17 protein-coding genes are annotated in these 20,153 nt (G+C 55.7%); 4 read left to right on the plus strand and 13 right to left on the minus strand.

All coding sequences use genetic code 11. From position 1 onward, the window contains the following. From FJV47_RS10125 to FJV47_RS10140, 4 genes are all read right to left on the minus strand, one after another. Nucleotides 1-1,257, minus strand: coding sequence for an MFS transporter (locus tag FJV47_RS10125; protein WP_159612544.1), 1,257 nt, complete (start codon nt 1,255-1,257; stop codon nt 1-3). A 2-nt stretch (nt 1,258-1,259) separates the two neighbouring features. Further along, nucleotides 1,260-2,396, minus strand: a complete 1,137-nt coding sequence (locus FJV47_RS10130) for an NAD(P)/FAD-dependent oxidoreductase (protein ID WP_159612546.1) — start codon at nt 2,394-2,396, stop codon at nt 1,260-1,262. Next, nucleotides 2,397-2,714 (minus strand): non-heme iron oxygenase ferredoxin subunit, encoded by a 318-nt coding sequence (locus FJV47_RS10135; protein WP_159612548.1) that lies wholly within the window; start codon nt 2,712-2,714, stop codon nt 2,397-2,399. Between the two features lie 103 nt (nt 2,715-2,817). Continuing rightward, the gene (locus FJV47_RS10140; RefSeq protein WP_159612550.1) at nt 2,818-3,738 is read right to left on the minus strand and encodes an N-acetylglucosamine kinase; all 921 of its coding nucleotides are present in this window, start codon (nt 3,736-3,738) and stop codon (nt 2,818-2,820) included. 575 nt (nt 3,739-4,313) lie between these two features. On the opposite strand from FJV47_RS10140, the gene FJV47_RS10145 reads away from it, so the two are divergent. After that, nucleotides 4,314-6,257: a S8 family serine peptidase gene (locus tag FJV47_RS10145; RefSeq protein WP_159612552.1), complete on the plus strand. Its 1,944-nt coding sequence runs from the start codon at nt 4,314-4,316 to the stop codon at nt 6,255-6,257. A 94-nt stretch (nt 6,258-6,351) separates the two neighbouring features. Here FJV47_RS10145 and FJV47_RS10150 read toward each other — a convergent pair whose 3' ends face one another. The 6 genes from FJV47_RS10150 to FJV47_RS10175 form a co-directional block, all read right to left on the minus strand. Then, nucleotides 6,352-7,149 (minus strand): dioxygenase, encoded by a 798-nt coding sequence (locus FJV47_RS10150; protein WP_159612554.1) that lies wholly within the window; start codon nt 7,147-7,149, stop codon nt 6,352-6,354. Nucleotides 7,150-7,223: 74 nt separating this feature from the next. Then, on the minus strand, nt 7,224-8,303 hold the full coding sequence (locus FJV47_RS10155) for an ABC transporter ATP-binding protein (protein WP_159612556.1): 1,080 nt from the start codon (nt 8,301-8,303) through the stop codon (nt 7,224-7,226). Further along, on the minus strand, nt 8,300-9,364 hold the full coding sequence (locus FJV47_RS10160) for an ABC transporter ATP-binding protein (RefSeq protein ID WP_235026410.1): 1,065 nt from the start codon (nt 9,362-9,364) through the stop codon (nt 8,300-8,302). The genes FJV47_RS10155 and FJV47_RS10160 overlap by 4 nt, the downstream gene beginning before the upstream one ends. Continuing rightward, nucleotides 9,361-10,383, minus strand: coding sequence for an ABC transporter permease (locus FJV47_RS10165; RefSeq protein ID WP_159612558.1), 1,023 nt, complete (start codon nt 10,381-10,383; stop codon nt 9,361-9,363). The genes FJV47_RS10160 and FJV47_RS10165 overlap by 4 nt, the downstream gene beginning before the upstream one ends. After that, on the minus strand, nt 10,383-11,423 hold the full coding sequence (locus FJV47_RS10170) for an ABC transporter permease (RefSeq protein WP_159612560.1): 1,041 nt from the start codon (nt 11,421-11,423) through the stop codon (nt 10,383-10,385). Before FJV47_RS10170 ends, FJV47_RS10165 begins: the two co-directional genes overlap by 1 nt. Before the next feature lie 26 nt (nt 11,424-11,449). After that, nucleotides 11,450-13,021, minus strand: coding sequence for an ABC transporter substrate-binding protein (locus tag FJV47_RS10175; RefSeq protein ID WP_159612562.1), 1,572 nt, complete (start codon nt 13,019-13,021; stop codon nt 11,450-11,452). Nucleotides 13,022-13,295: 274 nt separating this feature from the next. Between FJV47_RS10175 and FJV47_RS10180 the strand changes: the two genes are divergently transcribed. From FJV47_RS10180 to FJV47_RS10190, 3 genes are all read left to right on the plus strand, one after another. Beyond that, nucleotides 13,296-14,285, plus strand: a complete 990-nt coding sequence (locus FJV47_RS10180) for a 2-hydroxyacid dehydrogenase (RefSeq protein WP_159612564.1) — start codon at nt 13,296-13,298, stop codon at nt 14,283-14,285. 190 nt (nt 14,286-14,475) lie between these two features. After that, a complete protein-coding gene (locus tag FJV47_RS10185) occupies nt 14,476-15,609 on the plus strand; it encodes a mandelate racemase/muconate lactonizing enzyme family protein (protein WP_159612566.1) in 1,134 nt (377 codons plus the stop codon). Nucleotides 15,610-15,679: 70 nt separating this feature from the next. After that, the gene (locus tag FJV47_RS10190) at nt 15,680-16,366 is read left to right on the plus strand and encodes a FadR/GntR family transcriptional regulator (RefSeq protein ID WP_159612568.1); all 687 of its coding nucleotides are present in this window, start codon (nt 15,680-15,682) and stop codon (nt 16,364-16,366) included. Between the two features lie 68 nt (nt 16,367-16,434). Here FJV47_RS10190 and FJV47_RS10195 read toward each other — a convergent pair whose 3' ends face one another. The 3 genes from FJV47_RS10195 to FJV47_RS10205 form a co-directional block, all read right to left on the minus strand. After that, on the minus strand, nt 16,435-17,793 hold the full coding sequence (locus FJV47_RS10195) for a gluconate:H+ symporter (RefSeq protein WP_159612570.1): 1,359 nt from the start codon (nt 17,791-17,793) through the stop codon (nt 16,435-16,437). Between the two features lie 432 nt (nt 17,794-18,225). Beyond that, nucleotides 18,226-18,618 carry a universal stress protein gene (locus tag FJV47_RS10200; protein ID WP_159612572.1) on the minus strand — a complete coding sequence of 131 codons (393 nt, stop codon included), beginning with the start codon at nt 18,616-18,618 and terminating at the stop codon, nt 18,226-18,228. Then, nucleotides 18,615-20,150, minus strand: coding sequence for a tripartite tricarboxylate transporter permease (locus FJV47_RS10205; protein ID WP_159612574.1), 1,536 nt, complete (start codon nt 20,148-20,150; stop codon nt 18,615-18,617). Before FJV47_RS10205 ends, FJV47_RS10200 begins: the two co-directional genes overlap by 4 nt. Nucleotides 20,151-20,153: the final 3 nt, after the last annotated feature.

Consider the following 20,153-nt stretch of genomic DNA (forward strand, 5'->3'; position numbering starts at 1 on the left):
TTATGGGACACACTTAATTTTTCGCACCAGCGCTGCCCCGAGCAACGAGACCACTACAGAGCTAAGGAACAGCGCCGGGTAACTATCTAATTGCGTCACCGCAAGCCAAGCGATGAATGGAGCAACTACCTGTGGCAAGGAGTTGGCAATGTTGATCATTCCTAAATCCTTGCCACGCGAATCTGCGGTAGGGAGAACCTGGGTGAGCAACGCGAAGTCCACCGCAAGGTAGGCGCCAAAGCCGATACCCAAAAGTATTGCTGCAATTACAGCCATGGTGAAGGTCGTGGAAATCGCCATAACACCGGCTGCGCAGGCGACAATCGCAGATGAAATGATCACGTACTTCTTGCGTTTACCATCACGATCCGAAAGTTTTCCGGAAATGACCGACGAGAAAATCACGCAGAATGCGTAGATGGCGGTGAGAACCAGGACCCCTTGGGCGGGGTTGGGATGACCGATGGCATCTTGCAGGAAGTACAGGAGGTACACCAAACACAGCTGGCTACCTAGGTATAGCAAGAAACGAGTGACCCAAGCCCAGCCGAAGTCCTTGTGCTTGACCGGATTGATCCAAAAACTCTGCAGGAACTGTAGCGCGGTGAGCGGTTCCACCGCTTCCTTAGGCAGCACCGCATCTTGGCGCATCAAGGCAAAAGGTAGCGCGCACAGCGCCACGGCGAGCGCCACCAGTGCGTAGCCAAAGACCAAGTCCCCGGCAGCCACCATGCCGATCACCGCACCAATAAGCGAACCGCAGGTTTGTCCCAGCGCGACCAATCCGCCCACCACACCACGCTGTTCTACTGGTACACGGTCTGGGATGGCGGCGAAGATCGCGGCTACCGCGGCGTTTCCGGCTGCCTGCATCAGAGCCCAGCCGAGTACTAGGAGTCCGATGTTGTGGGCCGTGGACATGAGTAGGAGCGCCAGAGCACCGCAGATGGTTCCGCAGAAGACCCATGGAATACGTCTACCAAACCGGGAGGTGGTGCGATCGCTGAGCGCACCAAAGAGTGGATTGGCCACCATGGAGACGGCCGCTCCCACACCGGTGACCAAGGAGAGGATGGCTCCCTTTTGACTGGCGTCGAGTTGTTCAGCGTGCAGTCCCAACAGAACTTGAATCGGAGCGAAGAATCCGACGTTAATACCGATTTGAACGGTGACTACCGCTGCGATCCAGGCACGGCTCACCCGCTGGGTGGGCGCGCGTAATGCCAAAGGGATCTTCGCTGGTTCAGCTGTGCTCATGGCTAGTTCCGCCCTAGTTCGCGAGGTCCAACGTTCGGGTCTTCAAGGTCATTGATGTTCGGCGCGATCCCGCGAGCTATTAGTCGTTTGACGGCCTTGGCCATCAGCCCGCCATCGATCATGCTGGCGGCTACTAGCTGGCCTTGGGCATCTAAGCCGAAAGTCATCTGGAGTTTGCCACGTCGGTTGTACCGGTGAACGGTGGTAGCGATTTGGCTGAAATCTCCCACTGTTTCCACGTGCATATCGTGGCGGTCAGACCAGAACCACGGCACCGAACGCTTCACCGGTTCCGTACCAAGGATTGTGGCAGCAGCCTGGGCCGCGTCTTCCATGGCCGCTTCCCAGTGCACCGCACGTTTGGTCCCCTCATGCCGGGCCGCGTCTCCAATAGCTAGTACCTGGCCATTGGTGATCGAGCGCTGATGGGGATCTACCACGATGCCGTCATCAACGCTCAAACCGAGGTCCGAAGCCAAGGTGGTATCGGGCTTGACGCCAATCGCACTGACTACCAAGTTCGCTTCAAGACGTTCCCCGTCCACCATCACGTGATCCGCGGCGATACTCTGCACGGTGCCGGTAATGGTGCGGATGCCACGCTGGGCGTGGTCGGCATGCAGTTGTTCGGCCAACTCTTGGCCGATCACCGCGCGCAGTGGGGCAGGATGGTTCGAGATCAAGGTGACTTGGGCGCCGAGCATGCTGGCGGTGGAGGCGAACTCCGCGCCAATCAAGCCCGCACCAATCACCACCACCTGGAAACCAAAGTAGGCAGCGTCAATGATCTGGGACAACGCTACGGCATCGGCAGCGGTGTGCAGGGTGCGAGCATGCTCGGCACCCTGCACTTCTAGAAGCGTTGGTCTGGTTCCAGTGGCAAGAACCAGCCAGTCAGATTCGCAGGTTGGCAGTTGAACATTGCTGACAGATTCTTGAATGAGGTTGATGCCATGCTGCTGATACCAAGCTACCGGTGCAAATGGTTCAACCTGCAGGGCTTTGCTCAGTGCTGGGCGGTCATAGGGCAAGCCCTGAGCGTCGCTGATGGTGATGGTGCCCGAATACTGTTGTTGCACCAGTTCGCGCGCCAGGGTGTAACCGGCGACGCCGCCACCAATGATGTGAACCGAAGGCATTTAGATTTCGAGCTCCAAGAAGCCGTCAACAACGTTGATCTTGTAGGTTCGGGCATCAACCGTAGCCGGCATGCATTGCACGCGGCCGGTCTTTAGGTCAAAGGTGGAGGAGTGAATTGGGCACTCCACCGAACAGTCTTCAATCCACCCGTCGGAGAGTGAGGCGATCTCGTGGGTGCATTCGTCCTGCAGGGCGTAGAAGTTGCCGTCTTCTGCGTGGAAGATCGCGATATCTTCGGTAGCTCCGCTGTCCTTAGAATCCACCAACAGGGATTCACCTTCTGGGACTAGATCTACGGGACCGACTCGATAGCTCACGGTGACTCCTTTGGTGCTGAATACTAATCCTTCTCATCTTGTCACTGATTGCTGGTCAGCACCTAGCTGGTGAATCACCATAGTGACGCTTTTCGCGTTGAAATTAGTGTTTGTGGTGAGAGATGAGTTCTTGAAGCGCGTGCTCGGGTGCAAGCTCGGCGAGGCGTTGCACTCCGTCTAGGCCGTTGCCACCCTGCGGTTGAACTTGTGCTGCGGACAGGAGCTCACAGAGTTTCTCGGTGAACGTTCTACGCACATGCTCCCCTTCAAATACTCCGCCGATCGCCGCCACCGGAATTTCATCGCTGCCTGCAAGATCCACACGCCGGATGGCGGTGGCAGCTGAATCTGCCAGTTCTTCACCGGCACGCTGGCAGATCTGTGCGGCAATCTGGTCGGTGTCGGCCAGGGTAGCTACGTGGGCTGCGAAGGAGGCCACAGTGGCCACCCGGTCTTCAAGTGCTTGCAATTCGATATAGGCTTCGGACAAGTCAGACCACCGATCTTTCACCGCGTGGGTGAGCTTGGTGTGCGGGCCACGGCCGTCATAATGGCGCATGGCAGCTATTAGCGCCTGCTGCCCAATCCAGTATCCGCTGCCCACATCGCCCATGATGTGGCCCCAGCCATCGATTCTAGCTACCTGCTTTGCTCCCACTGCGAGGGTGACCACACCAGTTCCGGCCGCAACGACTACACCGTGCCTATCGCCAAGTGCGCCAAGGTAGCTGCTCACCGAATCGTGGGCCAGCGCAACGTGATGAAGCTGCTCGGAATTGATCAGTTCAAAGAGTTTTCTGGCATCGTGTTCGGCCTTGACTAGTCCGGTGGTTCCTACGGTGACAGTATTGATCGGTACTGAGTTCTGGGCGATGACGCGCTTAACCACTCGCGCTAACTGCGGCAGTACTGCCTCGTCCGTTTGGACTCCGGGGAATTTCTCTTCCGTGCGTTCACCGTTGTGTACCAGACGAACTTTGATCCCGCTCTGGCCGCCGTCAACGGCCAATAACCTAACTGTCATTCCGCTACTCCTGTATGTGCTTGGTTTTTAGATTACTGTGCGACGGGCACTTGAGCGCTGAGGACTGCTAGAAAGTGCCAAAGTTCCTATCCAGGTGAGAAGTCACCGGGTCTCCGGCAGCGCTCACTCGCCTTGATTCCAACCTTCGCCAACCTTTAGGAAAGGTCCCTAACTTTTACTCAAGGAATTAGGCAATGAGGTTAAGGAGCGCTTCGCGGCAGAAATATCGATGGTACTTCGCCCCTCAAATTCGTCGTTCCAAATCCATCCGGAGGGATAAGTTCCGCTGGTTCCGATAATTCGTTACGCGTTTGCCATAGTCAGCATGAATCTGAAAATTTTCTAGGTTCTTGTCGCGCGAATAACCGTCATTCATTTAACTAATCCGCAAAATACCTATGATGCAGCCCCGCGGAGATATGAAATGACTTTTTCGTACATGGATGAATATAAAAGATTTCTTTGAGAACTACTTCCGCTCGGGCTACTTCAACCGCTACGCTCCATATCGGCACACCACACTTCGCTTGATCACCGAGTTTTGTGCGCCCAAAAACCCAACAAGGAGAAGATCAATGGCACGTTTTTCTACCCCGCTTTCCAGATCCATGGCCGCCTGCGCTGCGGTTGCGATCGGTGTGGCTGGTTTCAGCGCTGGCGCGTTACCCGCTTCGGCAGCACCTGCGAAAACCCCAGCCGAAAAAACCACTCCGGCCCCACAGAGTGAAACTAGCGTCAAGATTGGTTCCGTAGAATCGGGCGAGTCCTACGACCAGTTCATTGTCACTTACAAGGCTTCCACCCAGAGCGCAGGCAAATCATCGCGCGCCAAGGCTTGGGGCCGAGCAGCCAAGGATGCCGGAGTTTCCGTCAAAGAACTTCGCGCAATGGCCACCGGTGGCTTTGTGGTGAAGGCCGACAAGAAACTCAAGGGCGCTGGCGCAGAAGAGTTCATGGCCCAGATTGCAAAGTCCGGACTCGTGGAGGCAGTCGAACCAGACGCCATCATGAAGATCTCCATGACCCCCAACGACACTCGCTACGGCGAGCAGTGGGACTTGAACGGAACCAACGGCATGCGCATGCCATCAGCATGGGACATCTCAACGGGCACGGGCAGCGTTGTTGCCGTTCTGGACACCGGCATCACCTCGCACACCGATCTGAATTCGAACGTCATTTCCGGTTATGATTTCGTTTCCAGTTCCACTGCCGCTCGCGATGGCAACGGCCGCGATGCGAACCCGCAAGATCAGGGCGACTGGTACGCTGCAGGTGAATGTGGGGACAGCTCCTCAGGTAATTCTTCCTGGCATGGCACCCACGTCGCAGGCACCGTTGCTGCGGTCACGGGCAACTCCGCTGGCGTTGCTGGTGTCGCCCCGAATGCCAAGATTCAGCCCGTTCGAGTTTTGGCCAAGTGCGGTGGCAGCCTATCCGATATTGCCGACGCCATCATTTGGGCCTCTGGCGGAAGCGTTCCCAACATTCCAGCCAACGCGACTCCTGCCGACACCATCAACATGTCACTCGGTGGCGGCGGAGCCTGCGGCACTACCTATCAGGCAGCCATTGATTCAGCGGTTTCGCGCGGCACGTCAGTTGTTGTCGCAGCAGGTAATGAAAGCCAAAACGCATCCAATTCCCGTCCAGCCAACTGCAACAACGTGATTACCGTGGCCGCAAGCAACCCATCCGGAGCACCGTCGTACTACACGAACTATGGTTCTGCCATTGACGTCACCGCGCCAGGCGGGGATACACGTTATGCCGGTCAGGGAATCCTGTCGACCATCAACACCGGCACCACCACACCATCGAGCCAGGGATACACCTTCTATCAGGGCACTTCGATGGCAACTCCACACGTCGCAGGTCTGGTTGCACTGATGAAGTCGGTCAGCCCATCCATGTCGCCTTCTCAGGTAGAGACGGCACTGAAGAATGGCACCCGTGCCATGCCTGGTGGTTGCAGCATCGGTTGCGGTGCAGGATTGGTTGATGCCGCCAAGATCATGACTGCCCTGAGTGGGAGCCCTACCGAGCCAACGCCAGAACCAAGTGGCAACCTGCTATTGAACCCAGGTTTTGAAAGCGGTGCCACCTCCTGGACCGCCAATCGCGCAGACACCTTCGAGACTGGAACCGCTGCACGCACCGGCAATGGCCTGGCGGGCCTGAACGGTTGGGGAACTTCCAGCACATACACGCTGGATCAGAAAGTCACCATTCCAGCAGGTGCTACCAATGCACAGTTGAAGTTCTATTTGCGGGTGCTGACCGATGAAAGCACCTCGGCTACCGCGTACGACAAGCTGACCGTGCAAGTTCTGGATGGCGCCGGAACCTACAACGTCGGTTCATGGTCAAATTTGGATGCTGCCTCTACTTATGCGCAGAAAACCGTCAACCTGAACAATTTCCGCGGCAAGAGCGTCACCGTGCGCTTCCGCGGTGTTGAGGATAGTTCCCAGGCAACCACCTTCCGTATCGACGATACGTCGGTAACCAGCAACTAGCTGTCCCCCCAATAGAAGCAAACAAATATACGTAGGGTGAAGTCGAGCGTTTTCGACTTCACCCTACGCATATTAATAGTTTTTGAATCCTCGTTTAGCTCAGCGTCCACGAGCGTTTAGATAACCCGAACCAGAAACCATCGATGGCAGTTTTAGCTTCAATTCCACCCGATGCGTAGGCTGCACCCAGGGCAACATATAGCGGAGCCCAGTGCTCGGAACGTGGATGCGCCTCGCGAGCAGCCGGAGCCTTGTGCAAGAAATCAAGGATCGAATCCACATCCCCGTGCGCCATCGCTTCTTCGGCCCAATGGTCGAACTCGCTGGAGGCTGATGGTGGTGCGGCATCGGCACCAGCGGATGGATTGAACCAGCGTAGGTTGTGCGTGGTAAATCCCGAACCAACAATAAGTGTTCCTCGATCACGTAGTGGCGCCAAGGACTTCCCAAGCTCAAACAGCCCGGTGGGATCCAAGGTCGGCATGGACATTTGAACCACGGGAACATCTGCTTCGGGGAACATTTCTTTCAACGGAACATAGGCGCCATGGTCCAAACCGCGCGATTCATCTCGGGCCACATGATGACCGTGGGCCGAGGTGAGCCGCTCCACTTCATTAGCCAAGTCTGGTGCCAGCGGTGCGTCATAACGAACCTCGTAGTACCTCTGTTCAAAGCCCCAGAAATCGTAGACCAGTTCGTTTTTCTGACGTGTTGCGCTCAGCGTCACCGGTGCGTTTTCCCAGTGCGCCGAGATCATCAAGATGTCTTTTGGCTTTTGAAATGTTCCTGACCAACTTGCCAGTTCTTCGGTCCAACGCTGATCATCAGCCAACGGTGGTGCGCCGTGGCTAAGGAAGAGAACCGGTGGGGTGCCTGTCTGCTGAGTCATGCTTCCAAGGTAACAATAAATACTTGAAGCGTCAACGAAATTAGACGAGGCGCACACACCGGCCCTCCCACTTACTAGGCGCTCACTGCCAGACCAGCTTCGGCTGCGGACTGAACCGGGAAATGACATTCCGCGATCTGTTGCTCTGCGCTAGGACCAAGTGTTGGCATCCCCAGAACGATCTTCCCGTCGGGTTCACGCACTCGACTTTCCGGACGCTCAACCGAGCAGATTGACTCAGCTTTCCAGCACCGTGTGCGGAAACGACATCCCGAAGGTGGATCTAACGGAGAAGGAAGTTCCCCTTGAAGAACGATGCGATTCACTGGACGCAAAGCAGGGTCCAATTTGGGGGACGCAGACATCAAGGAAGCCGTATACGGATGTAGCGGTGAATCAAAAACCTGCTGTGTTGAGCCGGTTTCGATGATCCGTCCCAGATACATCACCGCAACACGATCCGTAACATGCCTGACCACGGAGAGATCATGGGAGATGAAAATGTAGCTCACTCCCAATTGTTGTTGTAGGTCATTGAGCAAATTCAGCACCTGAGCCTGAACTGACAGGTCCAGTGCCGAAACCGGTTCATCCAAGATAATCAGATCCGGCCCCAACGCTAACGCGCGGGCGATTCCAATACGTTGACGTTGACCGCCTGAAAACTCTTGCGGTGACTTCTGGGCATCTGTGGTTCGCAACCCCACCAACTCCAACAACTCGTCCAGGCGTTGCTTTCGGGCTGCACTAGTGGGATACAAATCTTTGTGCGTGGCAAAAGGCTCAGTAATGATCTGTCCAGCGGTCATGCGGGCATTGAGCGAAGCAAACGGATCCTGAAAGACCATTTGCACCCGACGGCGCCAGGCTCGTAACTGTTTTCCACGCAGGGCAAACGGATCCTGTCCATCAAAGCGAACCGTTCCACCATCTGGTTGTTCCAGCATCATCAATGTTCTAGCCAGCGTTGACTTGCCACACCCTGATTCCCCCACCAGTCCCAAAGTTTCGCCGCGTTTGACGTTGAGATTGATTCCATCCAAGGCCTTGAGTTCGCGGGTGCCGGAACTGCCCGAGGCAACGTGGAATGTTTTGGTCAGATTCTGTACGTCAAGAACGGAGTCCACTGATTGGTTGTGCGTCTGAATACTCATCGTTCCGAATCCTGTCCGGTCACTGGTTCGCTTTGAGGATCTAGTGCTGAAACTTGCTCTGCAAAGTGGCAAGCAGCGCTCTGCGCCGGACCCGTCGGGCGTAGTTCCGGACGTTGTTCACGGCAGATCGCACTGGCCAGTGGGCAACGGTCTTGATAGACGCATCCGGTCGGAATCTTGCTCAGCTCCGGCGGACTGCCCGGAATAGAGGTCAGGCTCGACCCGCGATGCGCATCGGCGGGTACCGAGGACAGCAAGCCTTTGGTATAGGGGTGAGTTGGCCTATTAAAGACCGTTTCCACGCTGCCCTGTTCCACCACGTTGCCGGCATACATGACACACACATCGTCGGCTTCTTCAGCAACTACGGCCAGGTCATGGGTAATTAGCACCACCGCCATCTGCTCTTCGGTACGCAGGCTTCGCAGTAGTTGCATGATTTGCGCCTGCACTGTGACATCCAGTGCAGTGGTCGGTTCGTCTGCAATCAAGAGCTTGGGGCTGAGCGCCACGGCCATCGCGATCAAAATACGTTGGCGCATACCACCCGAGAACTGATGCGGATAGGAATTCACACGAGTCTCAGGTTCTGGAATCCCCACCCGCCGCATCAGCTCGATCGCTTCAACCTTGGCCTGTTTTTTACTGGCGCCTCGATGGATCCTGAACGCTTCGCCCAGTTGTGTTCCGATGGTGTAGACCGGGTTTAGCGCGGCGAGCGCATCTTGGAAAACAATTCCCAAGCCCTCGCCGGCGACGCTCCTGCGCTGCTTGGCGGTCATCGAGAAAAGATCATGCGATTCAAGGTGGGCGCTGCCGCCAGCCACCGAAGCAACTGGATCCAGTAGTCCAGCAATGGCCTTAGCGGTCATCGACTTTCCACAACCGGACTCCCCCAACAACGCCAGCGTCTTGCCGCTACGTGCGCTAAACCCGACTTTGCTTACCACCCTTACGGTTCCTTTGGGGGTGCGGATATCCACGTCGAGATCTTTGACTTCAAGCACCGCCTGCTGCGATGGCGCAGTGCGAGAAACCGGCTCAAGTATTTCGGTCATCATGAGTTATCGCCTTTCTTAGCATGCATCTTTGCAGCCTGACGTGTTGCTTTTTCGAACGCCTTGGTGCTCTTTCGGTCCAGTTCCAAACGCCAGCGCTGTGCCGGGTCTGTAGCGATGCGCATCCACGCAGCTAACACGTTGGCTGCCACTGCAGTGAGAACAATGGCCAGGCCTGGCAGAATCGATAGCCACCACGCGGTCTGCAGATATTGGCGGCCTTGGGCCACCAACAGTCCCCATGAAACATCTGGCGGCTGAATCCCGATGCCCAAGAAGGACAGCGAGGACTCAGCCAACATGACGAAGCAGAATTCCAACGTCGCCAAAGTCAGCAAGGTAGGAGTGACTACCGGAATCACATGGCGCACAATGATCGAGTTCGGTTTGGTACCAAAGGTTCGCGCCGCATCAACGAAAGTTCGTGACTGCAATTCTGCCGATTCTGTACGTGCCGTACGCATATAGATGGGAATGCGGGTGATAGCCAAGATCAGCACGATGTTTGCTGCCGAGGGGCTGAACACGAAGAGCACTACGACCGCTAGCAACAATGAGGGGAAGGACATGATGATGTCGGCAATGCGCATGGAAATCGCTTCGCGACGGCCTCGATGATAGCCCGCCCAGACACCCCAGAGGGATCCAACGATCAGAGCCACCAGTACAGCCGGAACCGCAACCAGAAGTGTGGTCTGCGTGGCGACAACAATTCGTGCCAAGACCGAGCGACCCAATGAGTCCGATCCCAAGATGTAGATCCACCCATTGGCCGGGTCAAACGGAGCCTTGTTCATGAACATGAGGTTTTGCGCCGTTGCATGTTCGCCCATAAGTGTCGGGCCGAAAATTGCGGTCAACACCACGAGGCTGAGAAAAACTGCAGCAACCGTGGCAAAGCGGTCGCGCAAGAGCATGGTGAACATTGACACCCGGCCGTCGTTTCGACGCTTCTGGCTGCCAGAGCTCTCAGGACTTGGCTGCGGTGTCTTAGTCGTCGGGATTTGTTCTACAGAAGACATCAGTGACTCCCCTTAGAAGTTTCGGCCATGACTAATACTGGAGCGCCATTTTGGTTCTGGTGCTCATCTTCACCCTGGGTTGGGCCCTGAGCTGCACGAGCCTTGCGTCGCTGGCGGGCACCTGCGCTGGGACGGACCCGTGGATCTAGCAGTGCGTAACCCACATCAATCAAGATATTCAGGATGAAAATCGCCACCGCGGTGAGCAAGACACATGCCTGAAGCACCGCGAAGTCTCGCTGCAGAATTGAGTCAATCATCAACTTTCCAATACCTGGCCAGCCGAAAATCGTCTCAACCACCACCGCGCCATTGACCAAACCGACGGTCAAGTCACCGGCCACGGTAAGCCCCGGAGCAGCAGCATTGCGCAACGCATGCTGGGCAATCACCCGGTACTCGGTGGCGCCCTTGGAACGAGCAAGTTTGATATACGGCTCAGAAAGCGCCGAGACCATAGCTCCTCGAATCACTTGCACCAAGGTGCCAAATGGTCGCATCACCAAGGTGGCAACGGGTAGGAACCAGGCAGCGGCACCGACAACTCCGGAGGTCGGTACAACCCCGAGGGTGATGGCAAATACCCAAATACCGACGATGGCCAACCAAAAATCTGGAATTGACGCTGCGGTCATTGAAATAAAGGAACTGCAACGATCCAAGATTCCGTTGGGCTTCATCGCGGCAGCCGATCCCACGATCACCGCCAAGAGGATGGCAATGATCATGGTGGTCGCGGCGAGCTGCAAGGTGGCGGGGAAGGCACGCAAAGCCATTTCCGCCGCATCTTGGCCGGTGCGCATTGAGGTACCAAAATCTAGGCGGAAGATGCCGCCAAAGTATTGGGCTATCTGCACCCAAATTGGTTGGTCAAGACCGTTTCGGGCGGCAAATTCCTCGCGCATGGTTTCGGTGGCGTTCAGCGGTAAGTAGAGGGCCGCTGGATTGCCCGTCATTCGGGCTAACGCAAAAACGCCAACGATGACCACAATCAGCGGGAGCGCTGAGGCGATAATCCTTTTACGCAAATAGGTAAGCATAGTGCTGTACTTTCAGTTGCCGTTGATTACTTAGCTTGGGTGACTTCAGCCAGTCGCAGCTCGTCGCCGCTGGATGAATTTGGTTCGTAGGCAACCGAAGGCGAAATGCCCAGCATTCCTGTTTGGTGCGCAATATGGGCGAACTGAACCACTTCATCGTTCTGGTATTTGAAGACCTTCTCGAAGGCTGCCTGGCGGTCATCCCCGGTGGCGGCATCTGCCGCAGCGATGAGCTTGTCGAGTTCAGGAGTTCCAAAGGCCGACTGAGCACCTTTGCTGGTCATGTACTGATCAACGGTGAAGGCAGCGTCACCAGCCTGGTTACCGTGCTGAGTCATCAGCATGATCGCGCCGTCCTCCTTGGTTGGGAAAGGACGAACTTGGTAGGTCAAATGCTGGCTAGTCTCAAGCATCTTCAGGTTTACGGTCAGGCCCGCTTGAGTCAACTGTTCCTGGATCACCTGAGCGAGTTCCTGAATTTTAGGGAACTGCGCGGTGCGGACAACAAGGTTAATGGGTGCAGAGACATCGGTGCCGGCGGCTTTGGCTTCGGCTACGAGCTCCTTGGCCTTATCCAGGTTGAAATCCCATACGGGAAGATCCTCGCTGTGCCCAACAACGCCCGACGGAACTAGCTGTGCGGCAGCCTTATCGCGTCCACCGTAGAGGGAAGCAACAATGGACTCCTTATCAATCGCATAGTTCACCGCCCGGCGGATGCGAATGTCATCAAACGGTGCAGTATCTGCGTGCATGCGCAGTGCGACAGTCTCGTTGTTGGGGTATGAAACACCTAGGTCACCGATGTTGTCTTCGGGGCTCAGCCCCGTAGCGATGTCTGCTTCACCCGAGGTGATCATGGCAGCTCGCACGCTTCCCTCGGAACGCCACTGATAGTTGGCTTTCTTGAAAGCTGGTGCTTCTCCCCAGTAGTCAGCGAAGGCAGTGGCGTTGATACTCTGCCCTGCCTGCCAGTCGGCCAGCTGGTAGGGGCCGGTGCCGATGGGCTCTCGGACTTTCTCGGTTGCCGAAGTCTCCTTTGGTACTACTTCAAGGAATGACAGGCGCAGCGGAAGGATAGGGTCCTTCTTCGCTGCGGTGACTTCAATGGTGTAGTCATCGACTTTCTTGAGCTTCAGGTCGTCGTCACCAAAAACGTAGCCTTCGACGTTGCAACCGAGTTTGGAATTGACTGCACGATCGATCGTTGCGATGGCGTCGTCCGCGTTGAAGTCTGAGCCGTCGTGGAATTTCACGCCTTCTCGTAGCTTCAGCGTCCAGGTTTTATCGTCTTTGCTGGACCATTCCGTGGCGAGTTTTGGTTCTAGCTCTCCGCTGGTTGGGTTTCTTTCGATGAACGGCTCGGTGATGGTGGATCGGATCACTACGCCGGTACTGGTGAGGTTTGATTCGCAGGCTTCCAACGTTGGCGGTTCTTGCTGCAGGACAACGCGTAGGGTGTCGCTCGGTGCACCCGATCCTGAGGAGGCTTCTTCGGAATTAGCCACCGAGCAACCGGAAAGTGCTGTGGTGCCCAAAAGTGCTGAAGCAGCTAGTGCCAGTGGGATGCGGTGGGAGCGTGGAGTGCGGTGAGACATTGAGTATCCTTCGCGACAGTGCGATGTGAGTGGTGGATGCAGCGGAGTTTCCGCCGAAGTTCGTAACCACAGCTTTGACTGCCCCACGGTGTGGGTCAAGGGTTTTTGATTGTTGCCAAATACGGCATCTGGTCTCAGGGTTCACTACCACCAAGTAAACAAAGTGTGACTTGCGCTACATTTCGGGGCTACTTTGGAATCCATGCCTCAAGGGCATTGATTCATACAATTTGCGTGTTGGACGTGAATCGATGAGCATCCATACGATTCAGTCATGCCCACTGATACCAGCGCCTCCGCCACACGAGATTCGACATCCATCACCGGCGAACAGATCCTTCGCGTCGGACCGGTAAACCCAACGGTCGCCCAAGCTTTGCAGGAGGAATTCGGCACCCTAATACTTCCCGACTCACCGACCGAACAAGAGAACCTGCTCACCACCCACGGGGAGCACATTCGCGTCGCGGTGTGCTCAGGACGTTTTGGCGTTGACACTCAGCTCATGCAACAGCTGCCAAACCTAGAGGCCATCATCAACTTCGGGGTCGGCTACGATGCCACCGACGTCCACCAAGCACACGAGCGATCCATCAAGATCAGCAATACCCCCGATGTCCTCAATGACTGCGTCGCAGATACTGCCCTAGGGCTCTACCTTTCGACCCTGCGTGGCCTGGGATCGGCAGAACGTTTTGTACGTCGAGGATCCTGGATTCCTGGCCAGAACTTCCCGCTAGCCACTCGTGCCAGCGGTAAGAAAGTTGGCATCCTTGGACTGGGTCGCATTGGACAGGCCATCGCCACGCGACTCGAAGCGTTTGGGTGCGAAATCCACTATCACAACCGAAGCGAAAAGCCTGGAGTCAACTACGAGTACCACCACTCGGCCACAGAGCTAGCCGCTGCCACAGACGTACTCATCGTCGCGGCCGCAGGTGGCCCACAGTCAGCCAAGCTAGTTAATACCGAAGTACTCAACGCCGTCGGCCCCCAGGGCTTCATCATCAACATTGCACGTGGCTCGGTCATCGACGAGCCGGCACTAGTGCACGCACTAACCTCAGGCGGCATCGCGGGCGCAGGCCTGGACGTTTTTGAAAAGGAGCCAACGATTCCTACCGAATTACTGGATCTAGAAAACGTCGTACTCTTGCCTCACCTCGGCAGTGGAACTCGTGAGACTCGGGCCGATATGGCCTCACTAACCCTAGATAACTTGCGTCAATACCTCGCGAACGGCACGCTCGTCACTCCTATCTAATAAGAAACCTCAGCCACGCACGCTGTAGCCCATCCGCAAATTCGGATGGGCTACAGGCGCGAAACCTTCACGTCAAACAGCACTGTCATTGACAATTTTTGCCTTCAAAAATCACTTGTGCGACAACTTTCTAACTTGTACGATAAGTTCAGAAGTTATTTCCTCCCCCAGTTTCAGGAGCATGAATCTCATGACATACACCCCCGATGTAATCCGTCACGTCAAGCTCTCCACGGCACGCCTACCGCTGGCCACCCCCATCTCAGACGCCAAAGTTTTCACTGGCCGTCAGAAGCCAATGACCGAAGTAGTGTTCCTCTTTGCCGAGATCACCACCGAGCAGGGCTTTGAAGGTATGGGCTTCTCCTACTCCAAGCGCGCCGGCGGTCCAGCACAGTATGCGCACGCCAAGGAAGTCGCCGAAACCATGATCGGCGAAGACCCCAACGACATCGCAAAGCTCTACACCAAGCTGCTTTGGGCTGGCGCATCAGTTGGCCGTTCAGGTGTTGCAACGCAGGCGTTGGCAGCATTGGACATTGCTCTCTATGACCTCAAGTCCAAGCGCGCTGGCCTGCCTTTGGCCAAGTTCTTGGGCTCCCACCGCGACTCGGTCCGCACCTACAACACCTCCGGCGGATTCTTGAACGCCTCCATCGAAGAGGTCAAAGAACGCGCCAGCCAGTCCATCGAAGAAGGCATTGGCGGCATCAAGATCAAAGTTGGTCTGCCAGATAGCGCCGAAGATCTCCGTCGCGTTTCAGCAGTTCGCGAGCACATCGGCAACGACTTCCCACTCATGGTGGATGCCAACCAGCAGTGGGATCGCGCCACCGCACTACGTATGGGTCGCAAGTTGGAACAGTTCGATCTGGTCTGGATCGAAGAACCACTAGATGCCTACGATGCAGAAGGCCACGCGGCTTTGGCCGCTGCGCTGGACACCCCAATCGCCACCGGTGAAATGCTTGCTTCCGTTGCTGAACACGAACGTCTGATTGCAGCTCGCGCTTGCGACATCATTCAGCCAGATGCGCCTCGCGTAGGTGGCATCACCCAGTTCCTGCGCTTGGCAACCCTAGCTGACCAGGCAGGTCTGGATCTGGCACCTCACTTCGCTATGGAAATCCATCTTCACCTCGCTGCAACCTACCCACGCGAACCATGGGTCGAGCACTTCGACTGGTTGGATCCATTGTTCAACGAACGCCTTGAGACCAAAGACGGTCGCATGATCGTTCCAGACCGTCCAGGTCTGGGCTTCACTTTCAGTGATCAGGCCCGTGCGTGGACCACGGACACCGTGGAATTCGGACGCCCATAACGACTATTGATTAGAGCGCCGGTACCCGTTTGTGGCGGGTACCGGCGCTTATGCTATAAGGATGCAGAGCATGAAACCCAACCTGGCTTCTTCATTGGTAGAAGACCTGCGAGAACGCATCAGTTCCGGTGACATTGCCGCTGGCGAAAAACTTCCCAGCGAGAATACTCTGATTGCTTCCCACGGTGTCTCACGAACTGTTGTTCGCGAAGCGATTACTCGCCTGCAGGCCGAGGGACTGATCTACACCCGCAGGGGTGCCGGCAGCTTTGCCTTAACTCCTCCCCCAGAGACTCCCACCGAGTCGCAGTCATTGATCCCACGCACTTTGGAGGAGCGTCGTCGCCTCATCGAATTCCGTTTGGGCTTCGAGACTGAGGCGGCTGCCAACGCGGCCCTGAAATCGTCTGAGCAAGATTTGGCCTCTATGGACGCTGCACTTCAAGGTTTTGAAGCGTCCTTGGGAAATGCTTCGGTAAGTATGCGCTGTGACTACGAGTTTCACCTGGCCGTAGCGCGCGCGACTGGCAACTCGTACTTCATTCAGGCCGTTCAGAATTTCGGCCCCGCGATGATCGCCATGCCTCGTCGCCGCCTGGACTCCAGTGAGTCAATTGACAGCACGCGCCTTGATTCAGTGGCTGCAGAACACCGGGCAATTCATCAGGCCATCGCATCGGCCAACCCGCAATTAGCCTCGGCAGCCATGCGGATTCACTTGAGCAATTCGATGGCTCGGCTACAAGCTGAGGCCTAGTCGTCTCCTTATTAAATGCACTGTGCCCGTACGGAATGATCCGTACGGGCACAGTGTATTTTTGTGCACTAGGAGATGAACGTGCTCAACAATAAGACTCCAAGCAATCCTAGAACCGCCAGCGTGGTGGTATAGGTAGTGCGCACTGCTATTGCTTGACCAACGTTGAGGTTGAAGTACTCTTTGAACATCCAGAAGCCTGGGTCATTGACGTGGCTAAAGGCGATGGAACCACAGGCGGTAGCCAAGACCATCAACTCAGGCGAAGCTCCAGTGGCTGCAACCAGAGGGGCGGCAATACCGGCCGCGGTAGATACGGCTACCGTCGCAGAACCCAAAGCGATGCGCAGAATCACGGCGATCAGCCATGCCAGGACCAACGGGCTAAGATCCCATCCCGAAGTAGTTTCTGCGATGTAATCAGCGATCCCAGCCGAGACCAAAACTTCCTTGAACGCGCCACCTGCCCCAATAACCAGCAAGATCATTGCCATAGCTCGGGCCGCCTCACTCATGGATTTGGCGACCTGATTCATGCTTCGATTGCTCATTGGACCGAACGCGATAATTGCCACGATCAGGGCGATAAGAAGTGCTATCTCCGCTGAACCAAGTAGTTCCAGAATATGGTCAGCAGTGTCACTGAGTGTCATCGTCATACGTGCGACTTCTGAACCGGCGATCAGCAAGATCGGCAGTAGAGCCACGATGAAGGACATTGCCGTTGACGGAAGCTCTTCGTCTTTGAATTCCTTTTCGGCCAAAAGCCCAGAAGGCATTTGTGGGTTCATCTTGCGAACAAAGGACAGTCGTGGCCAGGTCATTGCGATGGCAATGCCAACCGGAACGGCGATCAACAGGCCGTAGGCCAGTGTCAGACCAACCGATGCGTTGTAGAGCCCTGCTACGGCTGTTGGGCCAGGATGCGGAGGCAGGAAGGAATGCATCGTGGATAGCGAGATGGACATCGGCAGACCGACCCACAGCAGGTTTACCTTGGTGGCTCGCACCAGAGTAAAAGCGACGGGAACCAAAATAACAAAAGCAACCTCGTAGAACATGGTGACACCGATGAGCATGGCCGAGATGACCATAGCCCACTGAACGCCTCGTTCACCGAATACTGCAAGAATTTTCTTAGCGATGCGCTGTGCCGCGCCGGCATCACCCATAACGCGCCCAATCATCGCTCCTAAACCGATGACAATGGCGGTTCCACCTAGCTGTCCGCCCAACCCGTCAGCAATGATCTCCGGGATGTCCGCAATCCCCGCCGCCTCACCATCTATGGTCAGCGAGTCGGTTGCCACCGCCCAAAAAGCGACAAGTGTGGCAACAAGAATTAGCGAAATAAAGCCGTTGAGCTTGAACCTCATCATGAGGATCAGAAGCACGACGACAGCCAGCGCAACGATGAGCAATGGCATAGTGGCTCCAATCTGGAGTGCGGTCAGGGGAAAGAATAAGTGGGCATCAATCGGGGGGCGTCAACAGCTCTTCTCAAGTGAACTGGCGCATACTCCCTTGTGCCATCAATCACGTTAGTGACTTCACATCAGTCCGTCCAAGACTCGAACCGCATCTATTGATACCTAGGTAGCATCGGCAACCTGTGAGGTGAAGCTGATGCCGCCGCAAAACCCCTAAAACAAGCCAGATCCGCGCTTCCGCACGCTACTCATCCGCGCTTCGAAAACCGAAAAATTCCACTCTCCTTGTGACGAGCATCACGGAAATTTAATCCTGTTTTTACGTTGTTCGCTAGCTATTTCTGGGCAGCAAAAAGCAGGCCGTGAAATCTCTTTTCAAGAAGATTTCACGGCCTGCAGAAGACGCCATTCTTAGGTGTTCAGAACTCTCTATGGAGCTTTGACCGCCAAGACTGGGTGCTCGGCTTGCAGCAAGATGCGCTGAGCTTGTGAGCCCATGATGAATTTACCGACTTGTGATCGCTGGCGCAGCCCAATCACAATCAACGAGACCTCATGCTTATCGGCCAGTCCCAAGAACTCTTCGGTCAAGTCATCTCGATAGGTTGATTCGATGACTTGAGCACTCACTCCCGCCTTTACTGCCGTGTCAAGGACCCGAGCGAGATCCTCTTCTGAAGCTGTGTTCTTGTCTACGAGCGAGCCTTCACGAGAAGAATTGACGATGAGCAATTGCTCGTCACGCAGCTTAGCTTCCTGTATTGCCGCTGCGACTGCGGCCTCACCTACGTTCGATGGAACGTATCCGACGATGATGCTCATGCGTTTTCCTTTTCTTTTTCTGAGGCAATAGTGCTGGCCAGTGAGCCGGCCTTTCGCTTTTCAATACCGCTCTTGATCACTGGCCACACAGCAACAAATATGAACAGAACCAGCAGTGTTGCCGAAATCGGGCGAGTGAAGAATCCAGTCGGATCTCCTTCAAGAACGAGCAACGACCTACGTAGGTTCGATTCCAGCAGGCTTCCCAGCACGAAGGCTAGAACCAACGGGCCCGGTTCAAATCCAAACTTTTTCATGAGGTAACCGATGGCGCCGAACAGTACAACCAGCAGTACATCAAACATTGAGTTTCGGATGGTGTAGGCACCGAGCATGGTGATCAGGGCCGTAATTGGAGCCAGGATTGCTGCACGAACTCGAAGGATTTTCACGAACACACCGATCAACGGAATGGACATGATCAGCAGGAGAATGTTGCCGATATACATGGAGTTCACCACGCCCCAGAACAGCTGAGGATTGTCGTTGATCAGCTGCGGGCCCGGGGTGATCCCTTGAATCAGCAGTGCTCCAAAAATGATGGCCATCGTCGCGTTGGCTGGGATACCCAGGGTCAATAGCGGAATGAACGAACTTGTCGCGGCGGCATTGTTTGCCGATTCAGGCCCAGCCACGCCTTCAATAGCGCCCTTACCGAAACGAGAAGGATCCTTTGCCGTCTTTTTCTCCATGGCATATGACGCCAAGGACGCAATGGTCGCACCGCCACCGGGCAAAATGCCCAGGAAGAAGCCCAGTACCGATCCACGTCCGATGGCTCCGGAAGCTTCCTTGATGTCTTTGCGCTGAGGCCAGACTTTCGAGACCTTCACCGGGGCGTTAGCTGCACGATGACGCTCCTCCAAGTTGTAGAGGATTTCTCCAAGGCCGAACAGTCCCATCGCGATGGGGACAAAATCAATTCCGTCAGCCAGCGAGAGATTGCCGAAAGTAAAACGCTCAGCACCGGTGAACCCGTCGCGGCCAATGGTGGCCAGGAACAGGCCAACGGCCGCGGCAATGATGGCTTTGATTTTTGTGCCACCTGAAATCGTGGCAACCAGTAGGATGCCGAGCATCGCTAATGCGGTGTATTCAGGAGGTCCAAAATCCAGCGCAAAGCTGGCCACCAAGGGAGCTAGGAAGGTCAACCCGATAATCGAGATTGTTGCTCCGAAGAATGAGCCAATCGCTGCAATACCCAGAGCAGCTCCGGCTCTTCCTTGCTTCGCCATGACGTAGCCGTCAAAGACGGTCACGACCGAGCTAGCTTCGCCCGGAAGCCGCAAGAGCACCGAGGTAATAGTTCCGCCATACTGCGCGCCATAGAAAATACCTGCGAGCATGATGATGGCTGTCACTGGCTCAACGCCATAGGTCATGGGTAGCAAGATGGCGATAGTAGCTGCTGGCCCAAGTCCTGGGAGCACACCAATGAGCATCCCGACGACAACGCCCAGCAGACAGTACAAGAGGTTTGTGGGGTCCAAGACGACGTTAAATCCGTCTAAGACCGGTCCGAAAAATTCCATGCG

The sequence above is a fragment of the Glutamicibacter sp. JC586 genome (assembly GCF_009805585.1).
In the GTDB taxonomy this organism is placed as follows: Bacteria; Actinomycetota; Actinomycetes; order Actinomycetales; family Micrococcaceae; genus Glutamicibacter.